This window comes from Cupriavidus sp. GW821-FHT02F09 (genome assembly GCF_059421605.1).
In genome coordinates, this window is the sequence record NZ_JBWKVH010000013.1 from 26,142 (window position 1) to 44,846 (window position 18,705).

The window sequence follows — 18,705 nt, forward strand, 5'->3', positions numbered from 1 at the left end:
GAGACATGCCAGCCTATCGTTACGAGGCCGTCGATGCCGCCGGCAAGACCGATCGCGGCGTCATCGAAGCCGACAGCCCCAAGCAGGCCCGCGGCCAGTTGCGCGCGCGCGGCCTGACACCGCTCAATGTGGATCCGCTGGCAGGCGTCGGCGGCGTGCAGAAAAGCAGCACCGCTGCCTTCGTGCGCCGGCTCTCCACGCAAGAGCAAGCGCTGTTCACGCGCCAGCTCGCCAGCCTGATCGTGGCCGGCCTGCCGCTGGACGAAGCACTGGCGGCGCTGGCTGACCAGGCCGAGCGCAGCTATGTGCACGAGCTGCTGGCCGGCATCCGCGCGGACGTGGTCGGCGGCAGTTCGCTCTCGGTGGCGCTGTTGCACCATCCGCGCGATTTTCCGGATATCTACCGCGCGCTGGTTTCCGCCGGCGAGCACTCGGGCCACCTCGGCCTGGTGCTGGAAAAGCTGGCGGACTATATCGAGACGCGCAACTCGCTCACCGCCAAGATCCGGCTGGCCTTTACCTACCCCGCCATCGTCACCGTGGTGGCGTTCGCCATCGTGATCTTCCTGCTGTCCTATGTGGTGCCGCAGGTGGTGAGCGTCTTCGCCAACACCAAGCAGAAGCTGCCGATGCTGACCATCATCATGCTGGCGCTGTCGGATTTCGTGCGCAACTGGTGGTGGGCCGCCCTGGCGTTCATCGTGGCGGTGAGCCTGGGCATACGCAGCCTGCTGCGCCAGCCCGGTGTGCGCCTGGAGTGGCACCGCTGGCTGCTGACCGCGCCGCTGGTCGGCAAGCTGATCCGCGGCTATAACACCGCACGCTTCGCCAGCACGCTCGCCATCCTGGTATCCGCTGGCGTGCCCATCCTGCGCAGCCTGCAGGCAGCCGGGGAAACGCTGACCAACGAGGCGCTCAAGGCCAACGTGGATGACGCCACCACGCGGGTGCGCGAAGGCGCCTCGCTGGCACGCGCGCTGGCCGCGCAGAACCAGTTTCCTTCCGTGCTGGTGCATTTGATCCGCTCTGGCGAAGCCACCGGCAACCTGCCGATCATGCTGGAGCGCGCGGCGCAGGGCGAAGGCGCAGAGCTGGAGCGCCGCACGCTGTTCCTCACCAGCCTGCTCGAGCCGCTGCTGATCCTCAGCATGGGCGTGGTGGTGCTGCTGATCGTGCTGGCGGTGCTGATGCCGATCATCGAGATCAACCAGTTGGTACGGTAGTCATGCGGCTGGCGGCGCAAGCTGCCGAAATGCAAAACGGCGCCTTGCGGCGCCGTTTTGCGTTCTGACGAGTGTGGCTTATTCAGCAGCCTTCGCCGTCTTCTTCGGTGCGCGCTTGGCCGGCGCGGCGGCGGCCGCCTTCTTGGCTGCAGGCGCAGCCTTTTTGGCGGGAGCGGCGGCCTTCTTGGCCGGCGCAGCAGCCTTCTTGGCGGCTACAGCGGTCTTTTTGGCTGGTGCTTCCGCTTTCTTGGCGGGTGCGTCTGCCTTTTTGGCCGGTGCGGCAGCCTTCTTGGCGGGTGCAGCCGTCTTCTTCGCGCGGGCCGGGGCCTTGGCTTTCGCCTTGACCTCAACCACGGGCTCGACCGGCTCGACCAGCTCGGCAACCTCGACCACCTCGGCCATTTCCACAACCGGAGCGACTTCGACGACCTCGGCAACCTCGACCGCTTCCACGACCGGCGCCACCTCGACAATCTCGATGACTTCAGCGGCTTCGACGACCGCCGCCACCACGGTGGACGACGGTGCCACAAAGATCGAGCTGTCGATCGGCCACGGGATCTCGCTCAGCGTGACCTCGGGCTTGGGCGGCTTGCGGCGGCGGCCACCGTTCGATTCGCCGTTTTCGCCAGCATCGGCGTCGTCCTGCTCGTCCTCGGACTCGGCGCCGTTGTAAGCCTGCTCCACGCGCTCCAGCACGTCCATCGGATCGACCACGAACGACGGGGCGGTTTCGCTAACGGGAGCGGGGGCCGGCGCTGCAAATTCGGGCACCGGCGCGGGCTGCACAGGCAGTGCGGCCTGCTGCGCACGCTCCGGCCGTGAGCCTTGTTGCTGCGGGAAAGGCTGGCGATCGCCACCACGCCGCTTGTTGCGGCGATTCTCGCGCCGCTCGCGGTTGTCACGGTTCTCAGCCTGAGGGCTTTCTGCCTGGGCATTCTCACCCTGACGGTTCTCGCCCTGACGGTTCTCGCCCTGGCGGTTCTCGCCCTGACGGTTCTCGCCCTGGCGGTTCTCGCTCTGACGGCTCTCGGGCTGGCGGTTCTCGGGCTGGCGCTCGTCGCCCTGGCGGGGCTCGGCTTCGCCGGTCTTGGAACGGCGCTTCAGGCGCACCCACAGCGTCTTGTTGTTGTTGCCGTTGCGGGTCTCGACTTCGAACAGGCCCGTGGCAGCGACCAGCTCGGAGAGCTTGCCGTAGCCGTAGTTGCGCGAGTCGAACTCGGGTGCCTGCTTGGCGATGTGGTTGCCCATGCCGCCGAGCGTGGCCCAGCCTTCTTCGTCCGAGACCGCTTGCGAGGCGCTTTGCAGCAGGCGCACCAGGCGCGAATCCTGGCGCAGCTCGCCGCTGTTGCGCTTGCGCGCGGGCGCGGCGGCGCCGTCGGCTTCCGTATCGGTGTCGGTGTCGGCGTCGCTGCGCAGCACGTCGGCAAAGATGAACTTGTCGCAGGCCGTGACGAAGGGCTTGGGTGTCTTGCGTTCGCCAAAGCCGTACACGGTCAGGCCCTGCTCACGGATGCGCGAGGCCAGGCGGGTGAAATCGCTGTCGCTGGAGACGATGCAGAAGCCGTCGAAGCGGCCCGTGTACAGCAGGTCCATCGCGTCGATGATCATCGCGCTGTCGGTGGCGTTCTTGCCGACCGTGTAGCGGAACTGCTGGATCGGCTGGATGGAGTGCGACAGAAGGCGCTCCTTCCAGCCGGCCAGGTTGGGCTTGGTCCAGTCGCCGTAGATCCGCTTGACGGCGGCTACGCCGTACTTGGCGACTTCGGCCAGCAGGCCTTCGACGATGGCGGGCGCCGCATTGTCGGCGTCGATCAGCACAGCCAGGGTCGCAGTGCCCTGGCGGGAGGAAATAGTCATGTTGGGTCCTGGAGGCCGGTCGGCCTCGGATGGGGCGGGTTGCACCGGGGCACAATCCCTGAAGATATGGCGCACGGTCCGCATCTGCCCGTTTGTTGCGTAAACCTGTTTGCAACGCAGTGTACACGCGAAGCGTGTCCATTCGGGAAAGCACGCCTGTGTCGGGCGCGCTTTTTGCTGCGTCGCAAGGTGCCGCCCCCTTGGGGGCGGTGCTACCATGCTGCAACGAGACACGGTCGTTTTCCGCCTTCACAAGAGGCGGCGCACGGTCGCCCACAACTGAAGTGAGTCGGTGATCCCGACTGCATGCCCCATAGAGGAGCACCTATGAATGCCCCCCTGACCCCTCCGGTCAGCGACGCCATCCGCCGCGCGCTCGCAAACGTTTCCCTGGAAGACAAATACACGCTGGAGCGTGGCCGCGTATATATCAGCGGCACGCAGGCGCTGGTGCGCCTGCCGATGCTGCAGCGCGAGCGCGACCGCGCCGCCGGCCTGAACACGGCCGGCTTTATCTCTGGTTACCGCGGCTCGCCGCTAGGCGCGCTGGACCAGTCGCTATGGAAGGCCAAGCAGCATCTGGCTGCGCACGACATCGTGTTCCAGGCGGGATTGAATGAAGACCTGGCTGCCACCTCGGTATGGGGCTCGCAGCAGGTGAATATGTATCCGGACGCCAAGTTCGAGGGCGTGTTTGGCATGTGGTACGGCAAGGGCCCGGGCGTGGACCGCACGAGCGACGTCTTCAAGCACGCCAACTCGGCCGGCTCCTCCAGGCACGGCGGCGTGCTGGTGCTGGCGGGCGACGACCACGCCGCCAAATCGTCCACGCTGGCGCACCAGTCCGAGCACATCTTCAAGGCCTGCGGCCTGCCGGTGCTCTATCCCTCGAACGTGCAGGAGTATCTCGACTACGGCCTGCATGCCTGGGCCATGAGCCGCTACTCCGGCCTGTGGGTGTCGATGAAATGCGTGACCGATGTGGTGGAGTCATCGGCATCGGTGGAGCTGGATCCGCATCGCGTGGAAATCGTGCTGCCGCAGGATTTCGTCCTGCCGCCGGGCGGCCTGAATATCCGCTGGCCCGATCCGCCGCTGGAACAGGAAGCGCGCCTGCTCGACTACAAGTGGTACGCCGGCCTGGCCTATGTGCGCGCCAACAAGATCGACCGTATCGAGATCGATTCGCCGCATGCGCGCTTCGGCATCATGACCGGCGGCAAGGCTTATCTCGACACGCGCCAGGCGCTGGCCAACCTGGGCCTGGACGATGAGACCTGCGCACGCATCGGCATCCGCCTGTACAAGGTGGGCTGCGTGTGGCCGCTGGAAGCGCACGGCGCGCGTGCCTTTGCCGAAGGCCTGCAGGAAATCCTGGTGGTCGAGGAAAAGCGCCAGATCATGGAGTACGCGCTCAAGGAAGAGCTCTACAACTGGCGCGACGACGTGCGCCCCAAGGTCTACGGCAAGTTCGACGAAAAAGACAACGCAGGCGGCGAATGGTCGATCCCGCAGAGCAACTGGCTGCTGCCAGCGCACTATGAACTGTCGCCCGCCATCATTGCGCGCGCCATCGCCACGCGGCTCGACAAGTTCGAGCTGCCCTCCGACGTGCGCGCGCGCATTGCCGCGCGCATCGCGGTGATCGAGGCCAAGGAAAAAGCCATGGCCGTGCCGCGCGTGGCGGCCGAGCGCAAGCCCTGGTTCTGTTCGGGCTGCCCGCACAACACCTCCACCAACGTGCCCGAAGGCTCGCGCGCGCTGGCCGGCATCGGCTGCCACTACATGACGGTGTGGATGGACCGCAGCACCAGCACCTTCAGCCAGATGGGCGGCGAAGGCGTGGCATGGATCGGGCAAGCGCCCTTCGCCGGCGACAAGCATGTGTTCGCCAACCTGGGCGACGGCACCTATTTCCACTCCGGCCTGCTGGCGATTCGCGCATCGATCGCGGCAGGCGTCAACATCACCTACAAGATCCTCTACAACGACGCCGTCGCCATGACCGGCGGCCAGCCGATCGACGGCAAGCTGTCGGTGCAGGATGTGGCCTTCCAGGTGGCGGCCGAGGGCGCGAAGAAGATCGTCGTCGTCACCGACGAGCCTGAAAAATACAGCGCCGCCATCAAGCTGCCGCAAAGCGTGGAAGTGCACCACCGCGACGAGCTCGACAAGATCCAGCGCGAGCTGCGCGAGGTGCCCGGCGCCACCATCCTGATCTACGACCAGACCTGCGCCACCGAAAAGCGCCGGCGCCGCAAGCGCGGCACCTACCCTGATCCGGCCAAGCGCGCCTTCATCAACGACGCGGTCTGCGAAGGCTGCGGCGATTGCTCGGTGAAGTCGAACTGCCTGTCGGTGGAGCCGCTGGAAACGGAGCTTGGCACCAAGCGGCAGATCAACCAGTCGTCCTGCAACAAGGACTTCTCGTGCGTCAACGGCTTCTGCCCGAGCTTCGTCACGGCCGAAGGCGCACAGGTGAAGAAGCCCGAGCGCCACGGCGTGTCGATGGACAACCTGCCGGCCTTGCCGCAACCGGCGCTGCCCGGCCTTGAGCATCCCTACGGCGTACTGGTCACGGGCGTGGGCGGCACTGGCGTGGTCACCATCGGCGGCCTGCTCGGCATGGCCGCGCACCTGGAAAACAAGGGCGTAACCGTGCTCGACATGGCCGGCCTGGCGCAAAAGGGCGGCGCGGTGCTCTCGCACGTGCAGATTGCCGCGCACCCGGACCAGCTCCACGCCACCCGCATCGCCATGGGCGAAGCGGACCTGGTGATTGGCTGCGACGCCATCGTCAGCGCCACCGACGATGTCATCTCCAAGACCCAGGTAGGACGCACGCGCGCCATCGTCAACACGGCACAGACGCCCACCGCCGAGTTCATCAAGAATCCCAAGTGGCAGTTCCCCGGCCTGTCGGCGGAACAGGATGTGCGCAACGCAGTGGGCGAGGCTTGCGACTTCATCAACGCCAGCGGCCTGGCCGTGGCGCTGATCGGCGACGCCATCTTCACCAACCCGCTGGTGCTGGGCTACGCCTGGCAAAAGGGCTGGCTGCCGCTATCGCTGGACGCGCTGGTGCGCGCCATCGAGCTCAACGGCACGGCGGTGGAAAAGAACAAGGCCGCCTTCGACTGGGGCCGCCACATGGCGCACGACCCGGAGCACGTGCTGTCGCTCACCGGCAAGCTGCGCAACACCGCCGAAGGCGCGGAAGTGGTCAAGCTGCCCACCTCCTCCGGCGCCCTGCTGGAAAAGCTGATCGCGCACCGCGCCGAGCACCTGACTGCCTATCAGGATGCCGCTTACGCGCAGGCCTTCCGCGACGCGGTGAACCGTGTGCGCACGGCGGAAATCGCACTGGTTGGCAGCGGCAAGCCGCTGCCGCTGACCGAAGCGGCGGCACGCAACTTGTCCAAGCTGATGGCCTACAAGGACGAGTACGAAGTCGCGCGCCTTTATACCGATCCCGTCTTCCTCGACAAGCTGCGCAATCAGTTCGAAGGCGAGCCCGGGCGCGACTACCAGCTCAATTTCTGGCTGGCGCCGCCGCTGATGGCCAAGCGCGACGAGAAGGGGCATCTTGTGAAGCGCCGCTTCGGTCCCTCCACCATGAAGCTCTTCGGCGTGCTGGCCAAGCTCAAGGGCCTGCGCGGTGGCATGTTCGATGTGTTCGGCAAGACCGCCGAGCGCCGCACCGAACGCGCCCTGATCGGCGAGTATCGTGCGTTGCTGGAGGAGCTGACGCGTGGTTTGAGCGCAGCCAACCATGCAACCGCGATCACGCTGGCCAGCCTGCCCGACGACATTCGCGGCTTCGGGCACGTCAAGGACGACAACCTGGCGAAGGTGCGTACGCGCTGGACGGCGCTGCTTGACCAGTTCCGGCATCCGGAGACGGCGCAGCAGGTGGCTTGAGTTTCAGCTTGAACGGAGCGCCGCCGCGAAGGGGCGCTCCGGTTGCGGAAACTCGATAGCCGGCCTGAAGCCGACCGTTCAGGCATTCGCGTTGCGATCCGGCTCGGCGAAGAAAACCTCGATGGGCACGAAGTGCCATTGCGCGGCTTCGGGGTCGTAGAGGGCAACCTGGTTGATCTGCGCGCCCACGCAGACCGTTCCCGGCATGCGCTGTATGGCCAGCGCCACGGCCTGATGCCGTTGCTGTTCCGTCCACGTTTCGATCAGGCTATGCGAATCCGCGTGCGCGAACAGCCCGGCGTGTTCGCGCACGCGTTCGTACCTGGCAATGCCTTGCTGGTCGATCTCGAGCTCGATGGCATCGTGCGCCGATGGCGGGATCTCGTCGGTCTGCACCATGCAAACGCTGGCGAGCCCCCCTTTGCGCCTGACCACGATCCGGCCGTCGCTCGCAGCCCAGCCGCAGTGCAGGTTGATATGGAGCTTTCCGCCGCTATCCCGGATCAAGGTCCGGGGATCGAAAGCCGCCGCATGCGCGACGTGATACGGCTTGCCCGGGCTAGACACGAACGCCGCGTTCAGCAGTGCGTCAAAGGGCGAGATATGGACGGCCAGTGCCGAGCCGGCATCGGCATTGCCCTCCTCCACGAATTCGCATGAGGCGTTGCACCAGTCCGGCTGGCCCTCGCATGGCGCGTAGTTGATCAGCACGAACAGCGCTGGCCGGGTGTGCAGAACGTGCCCGCATGGGCGAAAGGGTGTGTTGGGCAGCGCCATAAAAGTGCACCTCCTATAGGTTACATTCGGGGTGCCTCAATCTATACCCAACACGGTGCGATAAAAGAGTAGGAAATTTCTGCTTTTGCTTGGGGATTGCGCGAAGGCAGGGGGTAAAGACACTGCTGACGCAGCGATATCAGCGGTCCCGGTGCTTCAACGCGAACAGCGTCATCCCCCAGAACGGCACCCACCAGATCAGGTCGCTGCACAGCACGAACAGGCCACTGCGCCATGCGAACACACCGGTCAGCGCGCCATGCAAGAAGCCCAGCGGCCCCAGGGTCTTGCCCACCAGTCCCACCACCACCAGCGGCCAGTAGCGCAGCATGTCCTGCGCCGCGATCCAGTAGCCCAGCGCGTAGACGCCCACCATCATGCCAATGCAGCGGATCATGGCATCGGGCGTGGCCGGCATGCCCAGCCAGTCGAAGATCTGCGACGGCCACAGGCTCAGCGCAATCGCATAGAGCAGGTTGTAGAGGGCTGCCAGCCGCAGTACGGCAGGCATCCACCCCGGTACGCGGGGCAGGCTGATGGACGCATTGCGCCCGATGGTTGGATTGGACTTCATGCCATATTCTCCAGGTAAGTCTCGGGTTCAGATTCAGGTTCGCGGATGGTCAGCACGCCGTCATAGCGCAGCAGGTAGCCCAGGCGGGGCCCCCATATGCGCACATCGCAGCGATAGCTGTGCGCATCCCGTGCGCGTTCGCTGGCCAGCACGTGCAGCCACGGCACGGTCAGGCCGAACAGGCTGACGCCGCGGCTGGCCTGCCACAACCGGCCGGTGCCATCGACACGCGTTGCCAGCACGATTGCCAGCGGCCCCATGCGTTCCGTCACCTGCCCGGCCCGCGCGAGCCGCATGCGGCTCGCCACGATGTGCCCGCCGATGCTGCGGTGCCAGCGCTCGCCAGCTGGCTCCGGCGAGATGGTCACAAGGGTCGGCGCCGCCGCCGTGGGCCGGGGCAGCGCCGACAGCCGCATCAGCGCGCGCAGCCAGCGCCGCGCGCTCCAGCGCACGCGCAGCGTGCCGCGCAGGTGCACGCCCTCGGCACGATGCACGCGCTGCAGCACCGGCGGCAGGCTGGCAAGAGCGGCACCCAGCATGGTCCCGTACAGGCTTTGCGGGCCAGCGTCCGTGCCATGCGCGGCTAACGTGTTCATCGACGTGCCCGCCCGTTGCCGAGCAGGTCCTCCAGCGCCAGTTGCAGGGTCGGGAAGCGGAAGGCATAGCCTTCCCGCTGCAGGCGCGCCGGCGCCACGCGCAGCCCGTCGAGCAGCAGCGTGGCCTGCTCGCCCAACGCCAGCCGCATCGGCCATGCGGGCGTGGGCATGAAGGCGGGCCGGCGCAGCAACGCAGCCGCCGTGCGCACAAACCCGGCCTGGCTCGGGGTATCCGGCGCAACCAGGTTATAGGTGGCGACAGCCGCCGGCGCGGCTTGCGCGGCGTCGCCCCGGCAGAGCCAGGCGATCACGCCGAGCACGTCGTGGATATGTACCCAGCTCTGCGCTTGCCGGCCGCTGCCCATCGGGCCACCAAAGCCGAGCCACACCGGCATCAGCATGGCGGGCAGCGCGCCTTGATGGCCATAGACCACGCCGAGGCGCAGGATGGCTAGCGGGATACCCAGCGGCGTCACGGCGCGGGCCGCGTCCTCCCACTGCTGGCACAACTGCGAGGCAAAGATGTCCTGCGGCGCGCTGGCCTCCGTACGCTGGCTCAGGTCGTCGTCACCCTGGATGCCGTAGAAACCCACCGCCGAGCCATTGATCATCAGGCGCGGCCGGTACGCTGCGGCGGCCAGCCACGCTGCCAGCGCGCGCGTGGTGCCCACCCGGCTTTCCACCAGGCTGCGCTTGCGTGCGGCGCTCCAGCGCGGGCCGAGGATGGGCGCGCCGGCAAGGTTGATCACCACATCGAAGCGCACGGCCGGATCGATCTGCGCCAGCGAACCGACGCATGCGGCGCGGCCGTCGAACAACTGTGCAGCCACGCGCGGGTTGCGCGCCCAGATCGTCACGCGATGGCCATCGGCCAGCAGCGAGCGCACCAGCGCCTGCCCGATAAAGCCGGTGCCGCCGGTCAGCAGGAACGATTGCGCGCGCCGGGAGGGATCGGCGCCGGTGAAATCGAACGACGGCGTAACACCGGCGCGGGCCGCCAGCGAGCGGCTTGCGAACGCATCGCGCACGCCAGAGGCGGCCACGCCGAGCGCGAACACGCTCAGCACCCAGCTTTGGCAGCCTTGTGGATGGAAGTGCAGGCCCGATGGCAGTTCCCACCAGGCTTGCGAATGCCAGGCCAGCAGGCCAAAGATCACGCCACCGTTGATGGCCAGCACGGTATGCGTCACCCGCTCGCTCGGCGGCAGGCTGCGGGTCTGGTCTTCCACCACGAAGTCGCGCAGCGTGAGCAGGATCTCGATGGCAACGATGGCCCATAGCGGCACCAGCCAGGCGCCGCCCCAGGCAAACCAGGCCAGGCCGCCAAACAGCACGCCGTACAGCACTGCCCGGATCGCGTGCAGGCGCAGCTCCGGCGCGGCGTTGTGCTGCTGCGGCAAGGCGCAGCGCAGTTCGTGATGCCAGACGGTATCGAAGGCACCCATCAATCCCTGCATGATCAGCAGGTTGAGGATGACGGTGTAGAGCGTGCCGCTGGTGGGGTCCATCTCAAGCATCCTTATTTACATTAATTTCTGTCTTAAGAGAAATATCTGGTCAAAAAAAGCGGCCACCGCGGTGGCCTGCTTTTCATGCCTGTGCTACTTGCCGGCTTCGCGGGCACGCTGGTCGCCACGCACCAGCTTCTGGATACGCGCGCCGAGCTTCATCACCTTGACCAGGGTATCGGGCGAGAGGCGCAGCATTTCGTCGCCCCAGCTGCCCAGCGTTTCCATCAGCTGCAAGGTGGCGATGATGCGCTTTTGCACTTCCTTGCTCTCCTTGGCGAACGCGGGATTGCTCACGCATTCGTGCAAGGCATCGATGGTGGGATCGAACTCGCGCTGCTTGCGCTCGCGCACCACGGTGCGGAACAGGTCCCACACATCGGTGATGGTCTCGAAGTGATCGCGCCGGTCGCCCATCATGTGCACGGTGCGGATCAGCTTCCAGTTCTGCAACTCCTTGAGGCTGTTGCTGACGTTGGAGCGTGCGACGTTGAGCGTGTCGGCGATTTCCTCGGCCGGCAGCGGATGCTCGGCAAGGAACAGCAGGGCGTGAATCTGCGCGACGGTGCGATTGACGCCCCACTTAGAGCCCATTTCGCCCCAGTGCAGGACGAAGCGTTGTGCGACCGGTTGAAGTTCCATGCCTGACAGTTTATCTGTTCGGAAATTTCCGTCAAGACAGAAATTCAACTTCCTGCAGTCAACCCATGGCGGCCAGGTTCAGGCCGGCTGCGCCAGCGTACTCTCGTTCTCCTTCACGTACATCGAGTTGCGCGGACGCGCGAACACGCGCCGCACCATCGGCTCGAAGAAGGACAGCGGCAGCGTGTCGTAGTCCTGCATGAAGGCCGCGCCGTCGTACTTGGCGCAGAACTCCGCGGTGCGCTCGAACAGCGCGGGCTGGTCGCGGAATTGCTCGCGCAGGTTGCGGTCCAGACCCAGGTGATGGAAGAAGTAGTAGCCCTGGAACACGCCGTGCTTCTCCACCATCCACAGATTCTCCGGGCTGACGAAGGGCTTGAGGATGGCGGCGGCGATGTCGGGATGGTTGAAGCTGCCGAGTGTGTCGCCGATATCGTGCAGCAGCGCGCATACCACGTACTCCTCGTCGCGCCCGTCGCGGTGGGCCAGCGTGGCGGTCTGCAGGCAGTGGGTCAGGCGGTCGATGGGAAAGCCGCCGCAGTCGCCCTCGAGCAGCCGCAGGTGATCGAGCACGCGGTCGGCCAGCGCCTGCGCAAAGGGCATGAACTCGGCGGATATCGCCGCCCAGTCCTCGCGCGTGCCTTGTTCCATGTGGCTGAAGGTGGCGCGGGCGTGCGTGGTCGTTTCGCTCATTGTGGGGTCTCCGTGCAGGGTGATCCTGCTTGTTTTGCTTGTGATGAACAACGATTGAACAAACATTGAGCAACGATTCTGGCACAGGTTTGGCGGCTACACTGTCAAGGACTTAACATTGCCGCCGCATGCCGCGGCGCATCAATCCGCATGCAGATCCGCCCTTACCTGGCCGCCGACGAAGCCGCCATCATCGACCTCTGGCAAGCCTGCGGCCTGACCCGGCCGTGGAACGACCCGAAGAAGGACATTGCCCGCAAGCTGACCGAGCAGCCCGAGCTGTTCCTGGTGGGCGAAGTGGAGGGCCGCCCGGTGGCATCGGCCATGATCGGCTTTGACGGCCATCGCGGCTGGGTCTACTACCTGGCGGTGCACCCGGATCACCAGCGCCGCGACTACGGCCGCCGCCTGATGGCGCACGCCGAGCAGTTGCTGATCGAGCGCGGCTGCCCCAAGATCAACCTGCTGGTGCGCACTGGCAACAGCAAGGTCATCGACTTCTACCGCAGCCTCGGGTACGCGCAGGACGAGGCGGTGAGCCTGGGCAAGCGGCTGATTCCGGATATCTGAGCGCTGGGAGCGCAGGGAGTTTTGGCCATGTTCCGCATCCTCGGCATCGATCACCTTGTCCTGCGTACCGGCAACGTGACGGCGCTCATGCGCTTCTATGTGGACGTGCTTGGCTGCAGCGTCGAACGTGTGCAGGCGGAATTCGGCCTGATCCAGTTACGCGCGGGCGGCGGGCTGATCGACCTGGTAGCGTTGGACGGCCCGCTGGGCCGTGCCGGCGGCGCTGGGCCGGGCAGGGAAGGCCGCAACCTCGACCACTTCTGCCTGCGCCTCGATCCGTTCGATGCCGAAACGATCGGCACCCACTTGCGTGCGCACGGCGTGGAACCGGGTCCCGTGGAGATGCGCTTCGGCGCCGAAGGCAAAGGCCCGTCGATCTACGTGCACGACCCGGACGGCAATATGGTGGAGCTCAAAGGGCCGCCCACGGGTAAGCAATAGCCGCTAGCCCATGTGACGCAAGGTGGGCATTCCGCCTGGATGCCCGCTACAATGCCCGCTCACCCCCCTCGCCGCCCAGCGCGCCATCCCCCTCCTCACGGCGGCCATTGCGCGGCGGTACATACCGCGTCCAGGCGCGCCATGACACGACAAGACGCCCCACCCGGCCCACGCGCCATCTCGCCACGCCAGCTGGTCTGGACCCTTGGCATTACCGAAACGATTTCCTGGGGCACGCTGTATTTCGCCTTCACCGTGTTCATCGGGCCGATGAGCGCGACACTGGGCTACTCCAAGCCCTTCCTTGCCGGCGGCTATTCGCTCGGGCTGCTGGTCTGGGCGATGTGCTCGTTCGCGGTGGGCCGCCTGCTAGACCGCGTGCCGGCGCGCGCCGTGATGTGCACGGGCTCCGTGCTGGCCGGCACCGGCCTGCTGCTGTGGGCGTGGAGCCCGAACCAGGCGACCTTCCTGCTGATGTGGATACCGATCGGGCTGGCCATGGCGACCACGCTGTACGAGCCCGCCTTCGTCGTGCTGCGCCAGGCCTTTGGCGATGGCTACCAGAAGTCCATCGTCACCGTGACGCTGATGGCGGGCTTTGCCAGCACCATCTTCGTGCCGCTGGCGCAATGGCTGGTGCTGCACCTGGGCTGGCGCGAGACGCTGCTGTGCTTCGCCGGGCTCAACCTCTTCGTCTGCGCGCCCTTGCACGCCCGCCTGCGCTACGCGGCACATGCCACCTACGCGGCCGCGCCGGCGCCGGCGCCGGCCCCGCTGGCGGATGCCGCGCAACCGGGCATCGCCGGGATCGCGCTGCGCCAGCCGGTGTTCTGGGCGGTGGTGCTGGCCTTCACCGCGCTGGCGGTGATTGCCTCGCTGCTGGGTGCCCACCTGATCCCGATGCTGACCGAAAAGGGCTTGCCGCTGGGCGAGCAACTGGTGGTGGCGGCGCTGATCGGCCCGGCGCAGGTGGTCGGCCGCCTGGTGATGATGCGTTTTCCCGTGCGCCACCCGCTGCGGCTGTCGCTGCCGGTCTATCTGGTGATGTGCCTGGGCCTGCTGTGCTTTGCGCTCGGCTATGGCAAATGGCTGATGCTGGCGGCGGTGCTGTACGGCTGCGCCAACGGCATCAACACCATGCTGCGCGCCATGGCCATGCCGGAACTGATCTCGCGCCACCATTACGCCACGCTCAACGGCCTGATGATGACGCCGGTGCTGCTGATGCAAGCCGCCGCGCCCTGGCTGGGCGCATTGCTGTGGCGCGCCGCGGGCGGCTATTGGCTGATGCTGTGGGTGATGGTGGCGCTGGCGCTGATGGCGCTGGCGGCTTTCGGCTTTGCCCTGCACCGGCACGGGCTGCTGCGCACGGCCAGCCACACGGCGGCGGCGTAGCCGGCCACGCCGGCCGGCTACGCCGCCGGTCATGCGCCCGACGCACCGATGTGCGACGATGCAGGGCTCGATTACCCTGCAGCGCCCGCCAGGGCACCTCCCGCGCCGCCAGGCGCGGTTGGCCGTGCCCGCCGCCAATATGCCCGATTCCGCTTCCCCCAACCTGACCCAGCCGCCCTCCCCCTCCTGCGCAACACCCGCCGCCGCGCCAGTCAGCGCGCGGCGAGTGGAGCATGCCGCGCGCGCCACCATGGCGCTGTTTTTTGTCAACGGCGCCACCTTTGCCACCTGGGGCGTGCACATCCCGACCATCAAGGCGCGCTTCGGCTTGTCGGATGCGGTGCTGTCGCTGGCCATGCTGGCCGTGGCCGGGGGCGCCATCGCGGCGATGGGGCCGGTGGGACGCTGGGTGGGGCGCGTGGGCAGCGCGGCCGCTTGCCGGCGCAGCGGGCTGGTCTACGCCGTGGCTACCGTGGCCATCCTGGCCATGCCGGAGTTTGCCTTGCTGATCCTGGCACTGATCGCCTTCGGCATGGCCAACGCGGCCTTCGACGTGGGCATGAACGCGCAGGCCGCCACCGTGGAGGCCAGCCGCGCGCGGCCCATCATGTCCGCGCTGCACGGCATGTTCAGTCTGGGCGGCATGGCGGGCGCGGCGGTTGGCGGCGTGCTGCTGGGCCTGGGCGTGCCGCCGCTGGCGCACGCCCTCGGCATGGCGGTGCTGACCGCGGCGGTCACGGCGGGCGTGGCACCCTGGCTGCTGGACGACCATCCCGTGCCGCCACCTTCCGCGCATCACCGCGCACATGCGGTGCGCGCGCTCTGGCTGCTGGGCCTGATGGCGTTCCTGGGCCTGGTTGGCGAGGGTGCGATGTATGACTGGTCCAGCGTCTACATGCGCGAGGTGGCGCTGGCGCCGGACGCCTGGATCAGCGCCGGCTATGCCGCTTTCTCCGGTGGCATGGCCTGCGGCCGCTTTGGCGGCGACCGCCTGCGCGCGCGCTGGTCGGATGCGCGCACGCTCGGCGCCAGCGCCTGGGTGGCGTTCGCGGGGATCTTGCTGGCGCTGTTGTGGCCCGCGCCGGCGGCGACCCTGGTCGGCTTCGCGCTGATGGGCCTGGGCGCGGCGAACATGGTGCCGATCTTCTTCGTGGCGGCTTCGCGCCTGCCGGGTGTGACGCCGGCCGAAGCCATCTCGCGCGTGGCGCGTTTTGCCTATATCGGCTTGCTGATGGGGCCGGTGATGATTGGCGGCGTGGCCCATGTCACCAGCCTGCGATACGGCCTGGGCGTGGTTGCCCTCACCATGGGCTGGATCGCCGTGGCGGGCGCGCGCCTGGCGCGCCCTTACCTTTTGGCCCGCAAGGCGTGATGCCCAGGCAGGCTCAGGCAGCCTCGCTCCATGCCGGGGCATGGTGCGTGCCGGCCCCTTCGAACACGAAGGTATCCATCGCCAGCACGCCATAAGTGACCTCATCGGCCACGCGTGCTACGCCGGCCGGCGCCTGCTCGGCGGGCACGCCTTCGTGCGGGCCCAGCGCAGCGCCCAGCGCCACGAAGAATGGCAGCAAATGCTCGTCGGCGGGATGGGCGCGGCGCGCATACGGCGCCTGCGCGCGATAGTCCGCGATGCGCGTGGTGTCGCCGGTGGCGAGCGCATCGTCCAGCGCCTGGATCATCCAGCCGCGGAATGCCTCCACATAGGGCTCGACGGGCGAGCCGTGCTGCTCGCGCCGGCCCCCGGCACCGAAGACTTCCTGCAGGTTGTGGGTAAAGCTGCCCGAGCCCAGCACCAGCACGCCCTCGTCGCGCAGCGGCGCCAGCGCCCGGCCGATCTCGATCTGGGCTGCGGGGGGGAGATAGGGGTTCAGGGCCAGTTGCACCACCGGGATGTCGGCATCCGGGAAGAAATGCCGCATCGGCATCCAGGCGCCGTGATCCAGCGGGCGCTCATCGTCCTGCAGCACTACCGCGGCGCCGGGGACCTGCGCGGCCTCGACCAGCGCCTTGACGCGAGCGGCCAGCGCCGGCGAGCCCGGGGCGTCGTAGCGCAGTTCGTATAGCGCGCGCGGAAAGCCGCCGAAGTCGTGCCAAGCCTCCTGCCGCTCGCGGGTGCCGACCACCAGGGTGCTGTAGATCCAGTGCGCCGAGATCACCAGCACGGCGCGCGGCTTGCGCGCCCTCAGCACTTGGCCAAGGGCGTCGAAGGCGGCGCCGCTCGGGCCCGGATCAAGGGCGAGCATGGGCGAACCGTGGGAGATGTAGATGGCGGGAAGCATGATGGCGGCCTTCAAATCCTTTTGATAGCGGTGTTCAGTTTGACAAAACTGCCCAGCCCCTGCGCCAGCTATTTGCGGACACCTCCATCAAAAAACTTGAATTCACGCGGCGCTACCGCACGTCCCACCACCGCATGCGCACCCGGCCCACCCTGCGAGCGTGGGGTGCACCACACAACGCTTTAAAGATTCGGACACGCGGCGGGCAATCGGCTTATGATTCCAGCACGGGGTCCGGCCCAGCTTTGCGCGGCGCAACGCGTCGTCCGCGCGGGCCCTGGCAAACCCCGCATGACTGGATACGACGCGCCCTGAAGCGTGTCAGGTTGGAGAACAACGTGGTCAAGCGCACAGCCCACAGGCCCTTGCTGCCCCATGCAAACTGGTGGCAGCCAGGCGTGTATGCAAGCGGACCGGCTGTGCTCCTATGGATCGCCGCCCGCCTTCCCGCCCCCTTGCTGGTCGATGTATTCAACGCGCCTGGCGCCCCTGCGCTGCTCAACCATGTGGGCGATTCCGTCTTCGTGGCCGGGTGGGTCGGCAGCGCCCTCTGGCTCTGGCTCACGCGCCAGCGCCCGGATACGCCGGAGCCGCAACAAGAAGCCGGCCCGGGCGAGGCGCCCGACGCCCGCAGCGCGCGCCAGCATCACGCCAGCCAGCCCTGAATCCCGGCCGTCGCGCGCCCTGGACGCCGGGCACGCGCATGCTTGCTTCACGTGGAACATTCCACGGGGCGCTGGCCGCGCAGCCGGCCATGCGGATCTGACTCCACACGCTGCCATCCTGCTGGCTAATTAAAGAATCGCTTACTATTCTGCCTTTCCGAGTGCATGTCCAGTTTCGGGGCAGGCCTCCCGTCGATTTCTCACCGCATCAAACGCCACATGCAAGCCAACGCTGCAATACCTCAAGTCCACGAAATATCCAAAGCCCAACGACGAAAGGCCATCCTCGCCGCCACCATCGGCAACGGCCTGGAGTGGTTCGACTTCACCGTCTACAGCTTCTTTGCGCTGATCATTGCCAAGCTGTTCTTCCCCACCGGCAATGACCTCACGTCTTTCCTGCTGACCGTCGCCACCTTCGGCGTGGGCTTTTTCATGCGCCCGGTCGGCGCCATCGTGCTCGGCGTCTACGCCGACCGCGTCGGCCGCAAGGCAGCGCTGACCCTGACCATCCTGATGATGGCGCTCGGCACCGCCATCATCGGCCTGGCGCCCACTTATTCGTCGATCGGCCTGTGGGCACCGGCGCTGATCGTGGTGGCCCGGCTGATCCAGGGCTTCTCGGCCGGCGGCGAGGTTGGCGGCGCCACCGCCTTCCTGATCGAGCACGCCCCTGACGAGGAGCGCGGCGCCTACGCGAGCTGGCAGCAGGCCAGCCAGGGCATTTCCTTCATGCTGGGCGCTGCCATGGGCGCGCTGGTGATCAACGGCCTGGAGCCGGAGCAGATCGATGCCTGGGGCTGGCGTATCCCGTTCCTGTTCGGCCTGCTGATCGGCCCGGTCGGGATGTATATCCGCTCGCACCTGGAAGAGCCGCCCGCCTTTGAGGCCCGCCGCGCCGAGCGCGCTGCCAGCAAGGTCAAGTTCTCGCCGCTCACGCAGGTGCTGCGCGACCATCCGCGCGAAGTGCTGGCCGGCCTGGGCGTGACCATCCTGTGGACGGTCTGCACCTATGTGCTGGTGTTCTACATGCCGTCGTACGCGAAGCAGCAGCTCGGCCTGCCGCTGGGCGCCACCTTCCAGTCGACCGCACTGTGCGGCGCCATCATCCTGGTGCTGTGCCCGCTGATGGGCATGCTGTCCGACCGCGTGGGCCGCAAGCGCATGCTGGGCACCGTGGCGCTGATCATCGGCGTGCTGGCCTATCCGCTGTTCCACTGGCTCAACGTCTCGCCGACCACCCAGACGCTGCTGATGGTCCAGGTGATCCTGGGCATCCTGCTGGCGGCCTTCACCGGCCCGGCACCGGCCGTGCTGGCCGAGCAGTTCCCCACCGAGGTCCGCTCCACCGGCCTGTCGCTGGCCTACAACTTCGCCGTGACCATCTTCGGCGGCTTTGCCCCGCTGATCGTGACCTGGCTGATCGCATCGAGCGGCAGCAAGCTGGCGCCGGCCTACTACGTGATTGCCGCGGCCGCGATCAGCTTTGTCGCGCTGCTGTTCATGCACGACCGTACCGGCAAGCCCCTGCAGTAGTACCGCCGGACGTCGCTTTGAAATG

Annotated in this window: 16 protein-coding genes; 8 read left to right on the forward strand and 8 right to left on the reverse strand. The window is 67.1% G+C overall.

The window, feature by feature from the left end; translation table 11 throughout:
- Nucleotides 1–5 precede the first annotated feature (5 nt).
- Nucleotides 6–1,223, forward strand: a complete 1,218-nt coding sequence (gene gspF / locus AC07XB_RS16620) for a type II secretion system inner membrane protein GspF (protein WP_492375235.1) — start codon at nucleotides 6–8, stop codon at nucleotides 1,221–1,223.
- Nucleotides 1,224–1,301: 78 nt separating this feature from the next.
- On the opposite strand, the gene AC07XB_RS16625 is transcribed toward gspF, so the two are convergent.
- Entirely contained in the window at nucleotides 1,302–3,083 is a 1,782-nt protein-coding gene (locus AC07XB_RS16625; RefSeq protein ID WP_492828722.1) for an NYN domain-containing protein, read from the reverse strand.
- A 327-nt stretch (nucleotides 3,084–3,410) separates the two neighbouring features.
- Here AC07XB_RS16625 and AC07XB_RS16630 point away from each other — a divergent pair, with 327 nt between their 5' ends.
- On the forward strand, nucleotides 3,411–7,004 hold the full coding sequence (locus AC07XB_RS16630; RefSeq protein ID WP_492828720.1) for an indolepyruvate ferredoxin oxidoreductase family protein: 3,594 nt from the start codon (nucleotides 3,411–3,413) through the stop codon (nucleotides 7,002–7,004).
- Nucleotides 7,005–7,082: 78 nt separating this feature from the next.
- Here the strand turns inward: AC07XB_RS16630 and AC07XB_RS16635 are convergent, their stop codons facing one another.
- The 6 genes from AC07XB_RS16635 to AC07XB_RS16660 form a co-directional block, all read right to left on the reverse strand.
- Complete coding sequence (locus AC07XB_RS16635; RefSeq protein ID WP_492811525.1) at nucleotides 7,083–7,781, reverse strand: hypothetical protein; 699 nt, start codon at nucleotides 7,779–7,781, stop codon at nucleotides 7,083–7,085.
- Between the two features lie 139 nt (nucleotides 7,782–7,920).
- On the reverse strand, nucleotides 7,921–8,355 hold the full coding sequence (locus tag AC07XB_RS16640) for a hypothetical protein (RefSeq protein WP_492811523.1): 435 nt from the start codon (nucleotides 8,353–8,355) through the stop codon (nucleotides 7,921–7,923).
- The gene (locus AC07XB_RS16645) at nucleotides 8,352–8,951 is read right to left on the reverse strand and encodes a DUF4166 domain-containing protein (RefSeq protein ID WP_492828718.1); all 600 of its coding nucleotides are present in this window, start codon (nucleotides 8,949–8,951) and stop codon (nucleotides 8,352–8,354) included. Before AC07XB_RS16645 ends, AC07XB_RS16640 begins: the two co-directional genes overlap by 4 nt.
- Nucleotides 8,948–10,459 carry a TIGR01777 family oxidoreductase gene (locus AC07XB_RS16650; RefSeq protein ID WP_492828716.1) on the reverse strand — a complete coding sequence of 504 codons (1,512 nt, stop codon included), beginning with the start codon at nucleotides 10,457–10,459 and terminating at the stop codon, nucleotides 8,948–8,950. The genes AC07XB_RS16645 and AC07XB_RS16650 overlap by 4 nt, the downstream gene beginning before the upstream one ends.
- A gap of 93 nt (nucleotides 10,460–10,552) precedes the next feature.
- Entirely contained in the window at nucleotides 10,553–11,101 is a 549-nt protein-coding gene (locus AC07XB_RS16655; protein WP_492828714.1) for a GbsR/MarR family transcriptional regulator, read from the reverse strand.
- Nucleotides 11,102–11,179: 78 nt separating this feature from the next.
- Nucleotides 11,180–11,794: an HD domain-containing protein gene (locus tag AC07XB_RS16660; protein ID WP_492375242.1), complete on the reverse strand. Its 615-nt coding sequence runs from the start codon at nucleotides 11,792–11,794 to the stop codon at nucleotides 11,180–11,182.
- Nucleotides 11,795–11,944: 150 nt separating this feature from the next.
- Between AC07XB_RS16660 and AC07XB_RS16665 the strand changes: the two genes are divergently transcribed.
- The 4 genes from AC07XB_RS16665 to AC07XB_RS16680 all read left to right on the forward strand — a co-directional run bounded on the left by AC07XB_RS16665 (nucleotide 11,945) and on the right by AC07XB_RS16680 (nucleotide 15,572).
- Entirely contained in the window at nucleotides 11,945–12,364 is a 420-nt protein-coding gene (locus tag AC07XB_RS16665; RefSeq protein ID WP_492375243.1) for a GNAT family acetyltransferase, read from the forward strand.
- 27 nt (nucleotides 12,365–12,391) lie between these two features.
- Nucleotides 12,392–12,805: a VOC family protein gene (locus AC07XB_RS16670; protein ID WP_492828712.1), complete on the forward strand. Its 414-nt coding sequence runs from the start codon at nucleotides 12,392–12,394 to the stop codon at nucleotides 12,803–12,805.
- Between the two features lie 141 nt (nucleotides 12,806–12,946).
- On the forward strand, nucleotides 12,947–14,200 hold the full coding sequence (locus tag AC07XB_RS16675) for an MFS transporter (protein WP_492828710.1): 1,254 nt from the start codon (nucleotides 12,947–12,949) through the stop codon (nucleotides 14,198–14,200).
- Between the two features lie 250 nt (nucleotides 14,201–14,450).
- Nucleotides 14,451–15,572 carry an MFS transporter gene (locus AC07XB_RS16680; protein WP_492374179.1) on the forward strand — a complete coding sequence of 374 codons (1,122 nt, stop codon included), beginning with the start codon at nucleotides 14,451–14,453 and terminating at the stop codon, nucleotides 15,570–15,572.
- Nucleotides 15,573–15,585: 13 nt separating this feature from the next.
- On the opposite strand, the gene AC07XB_RS16685 is transcribed toward AC07XB_RS16680, so the two are convergent.
- On the reverse strand, nucleotides 15,586–16,479 hold the full coding sequence (locus AC07XB_RS16685) for a DODA-type extradiol aromatic ring-opening family dioxygenase (protein ID WP_492374176.1): 894 nt from the start codon (nucleotides 16,477–16,479) through the stop codon (nucleotides 15,586–15,588).
- Between the two features lie 419 nt (nucleotides 16,480–16,898).
- On the opposite strand from AC07XB_RS16685, the gene AC07XB_RS16690 reads away from it, so the two are divergent.
- Both AC07XB_RS16690 and AC07XB_RS16695 read left to right on the forward strand, forming a co-directional pair.
- Nucleotides 16,899–17,144, forward strand: coding sequence for a hypothetical protein (locus tag AC07XB_RS16690; RefSeq protein ID WP_416049892.1), 246 nt, complete (start codon nucleotides 16,899–16,901; stop codon nucleotides 17,142–17,144).
- Between the two features lie 219 nt (nucleotides 17,145–17,363).
- Nucleotides 17,364–18,680, forward strand: coding sequence for an MFS transporter (locus AC07XB_RS16695; protein WP_416049893.1), 1,317 nt, complete (start codon nucleotides 17,364–17,366; stop codon nucleotides 18,678–18,680).
- Nucleotides 18,681–18,705 lie beyond the last annotated feature (25 nt).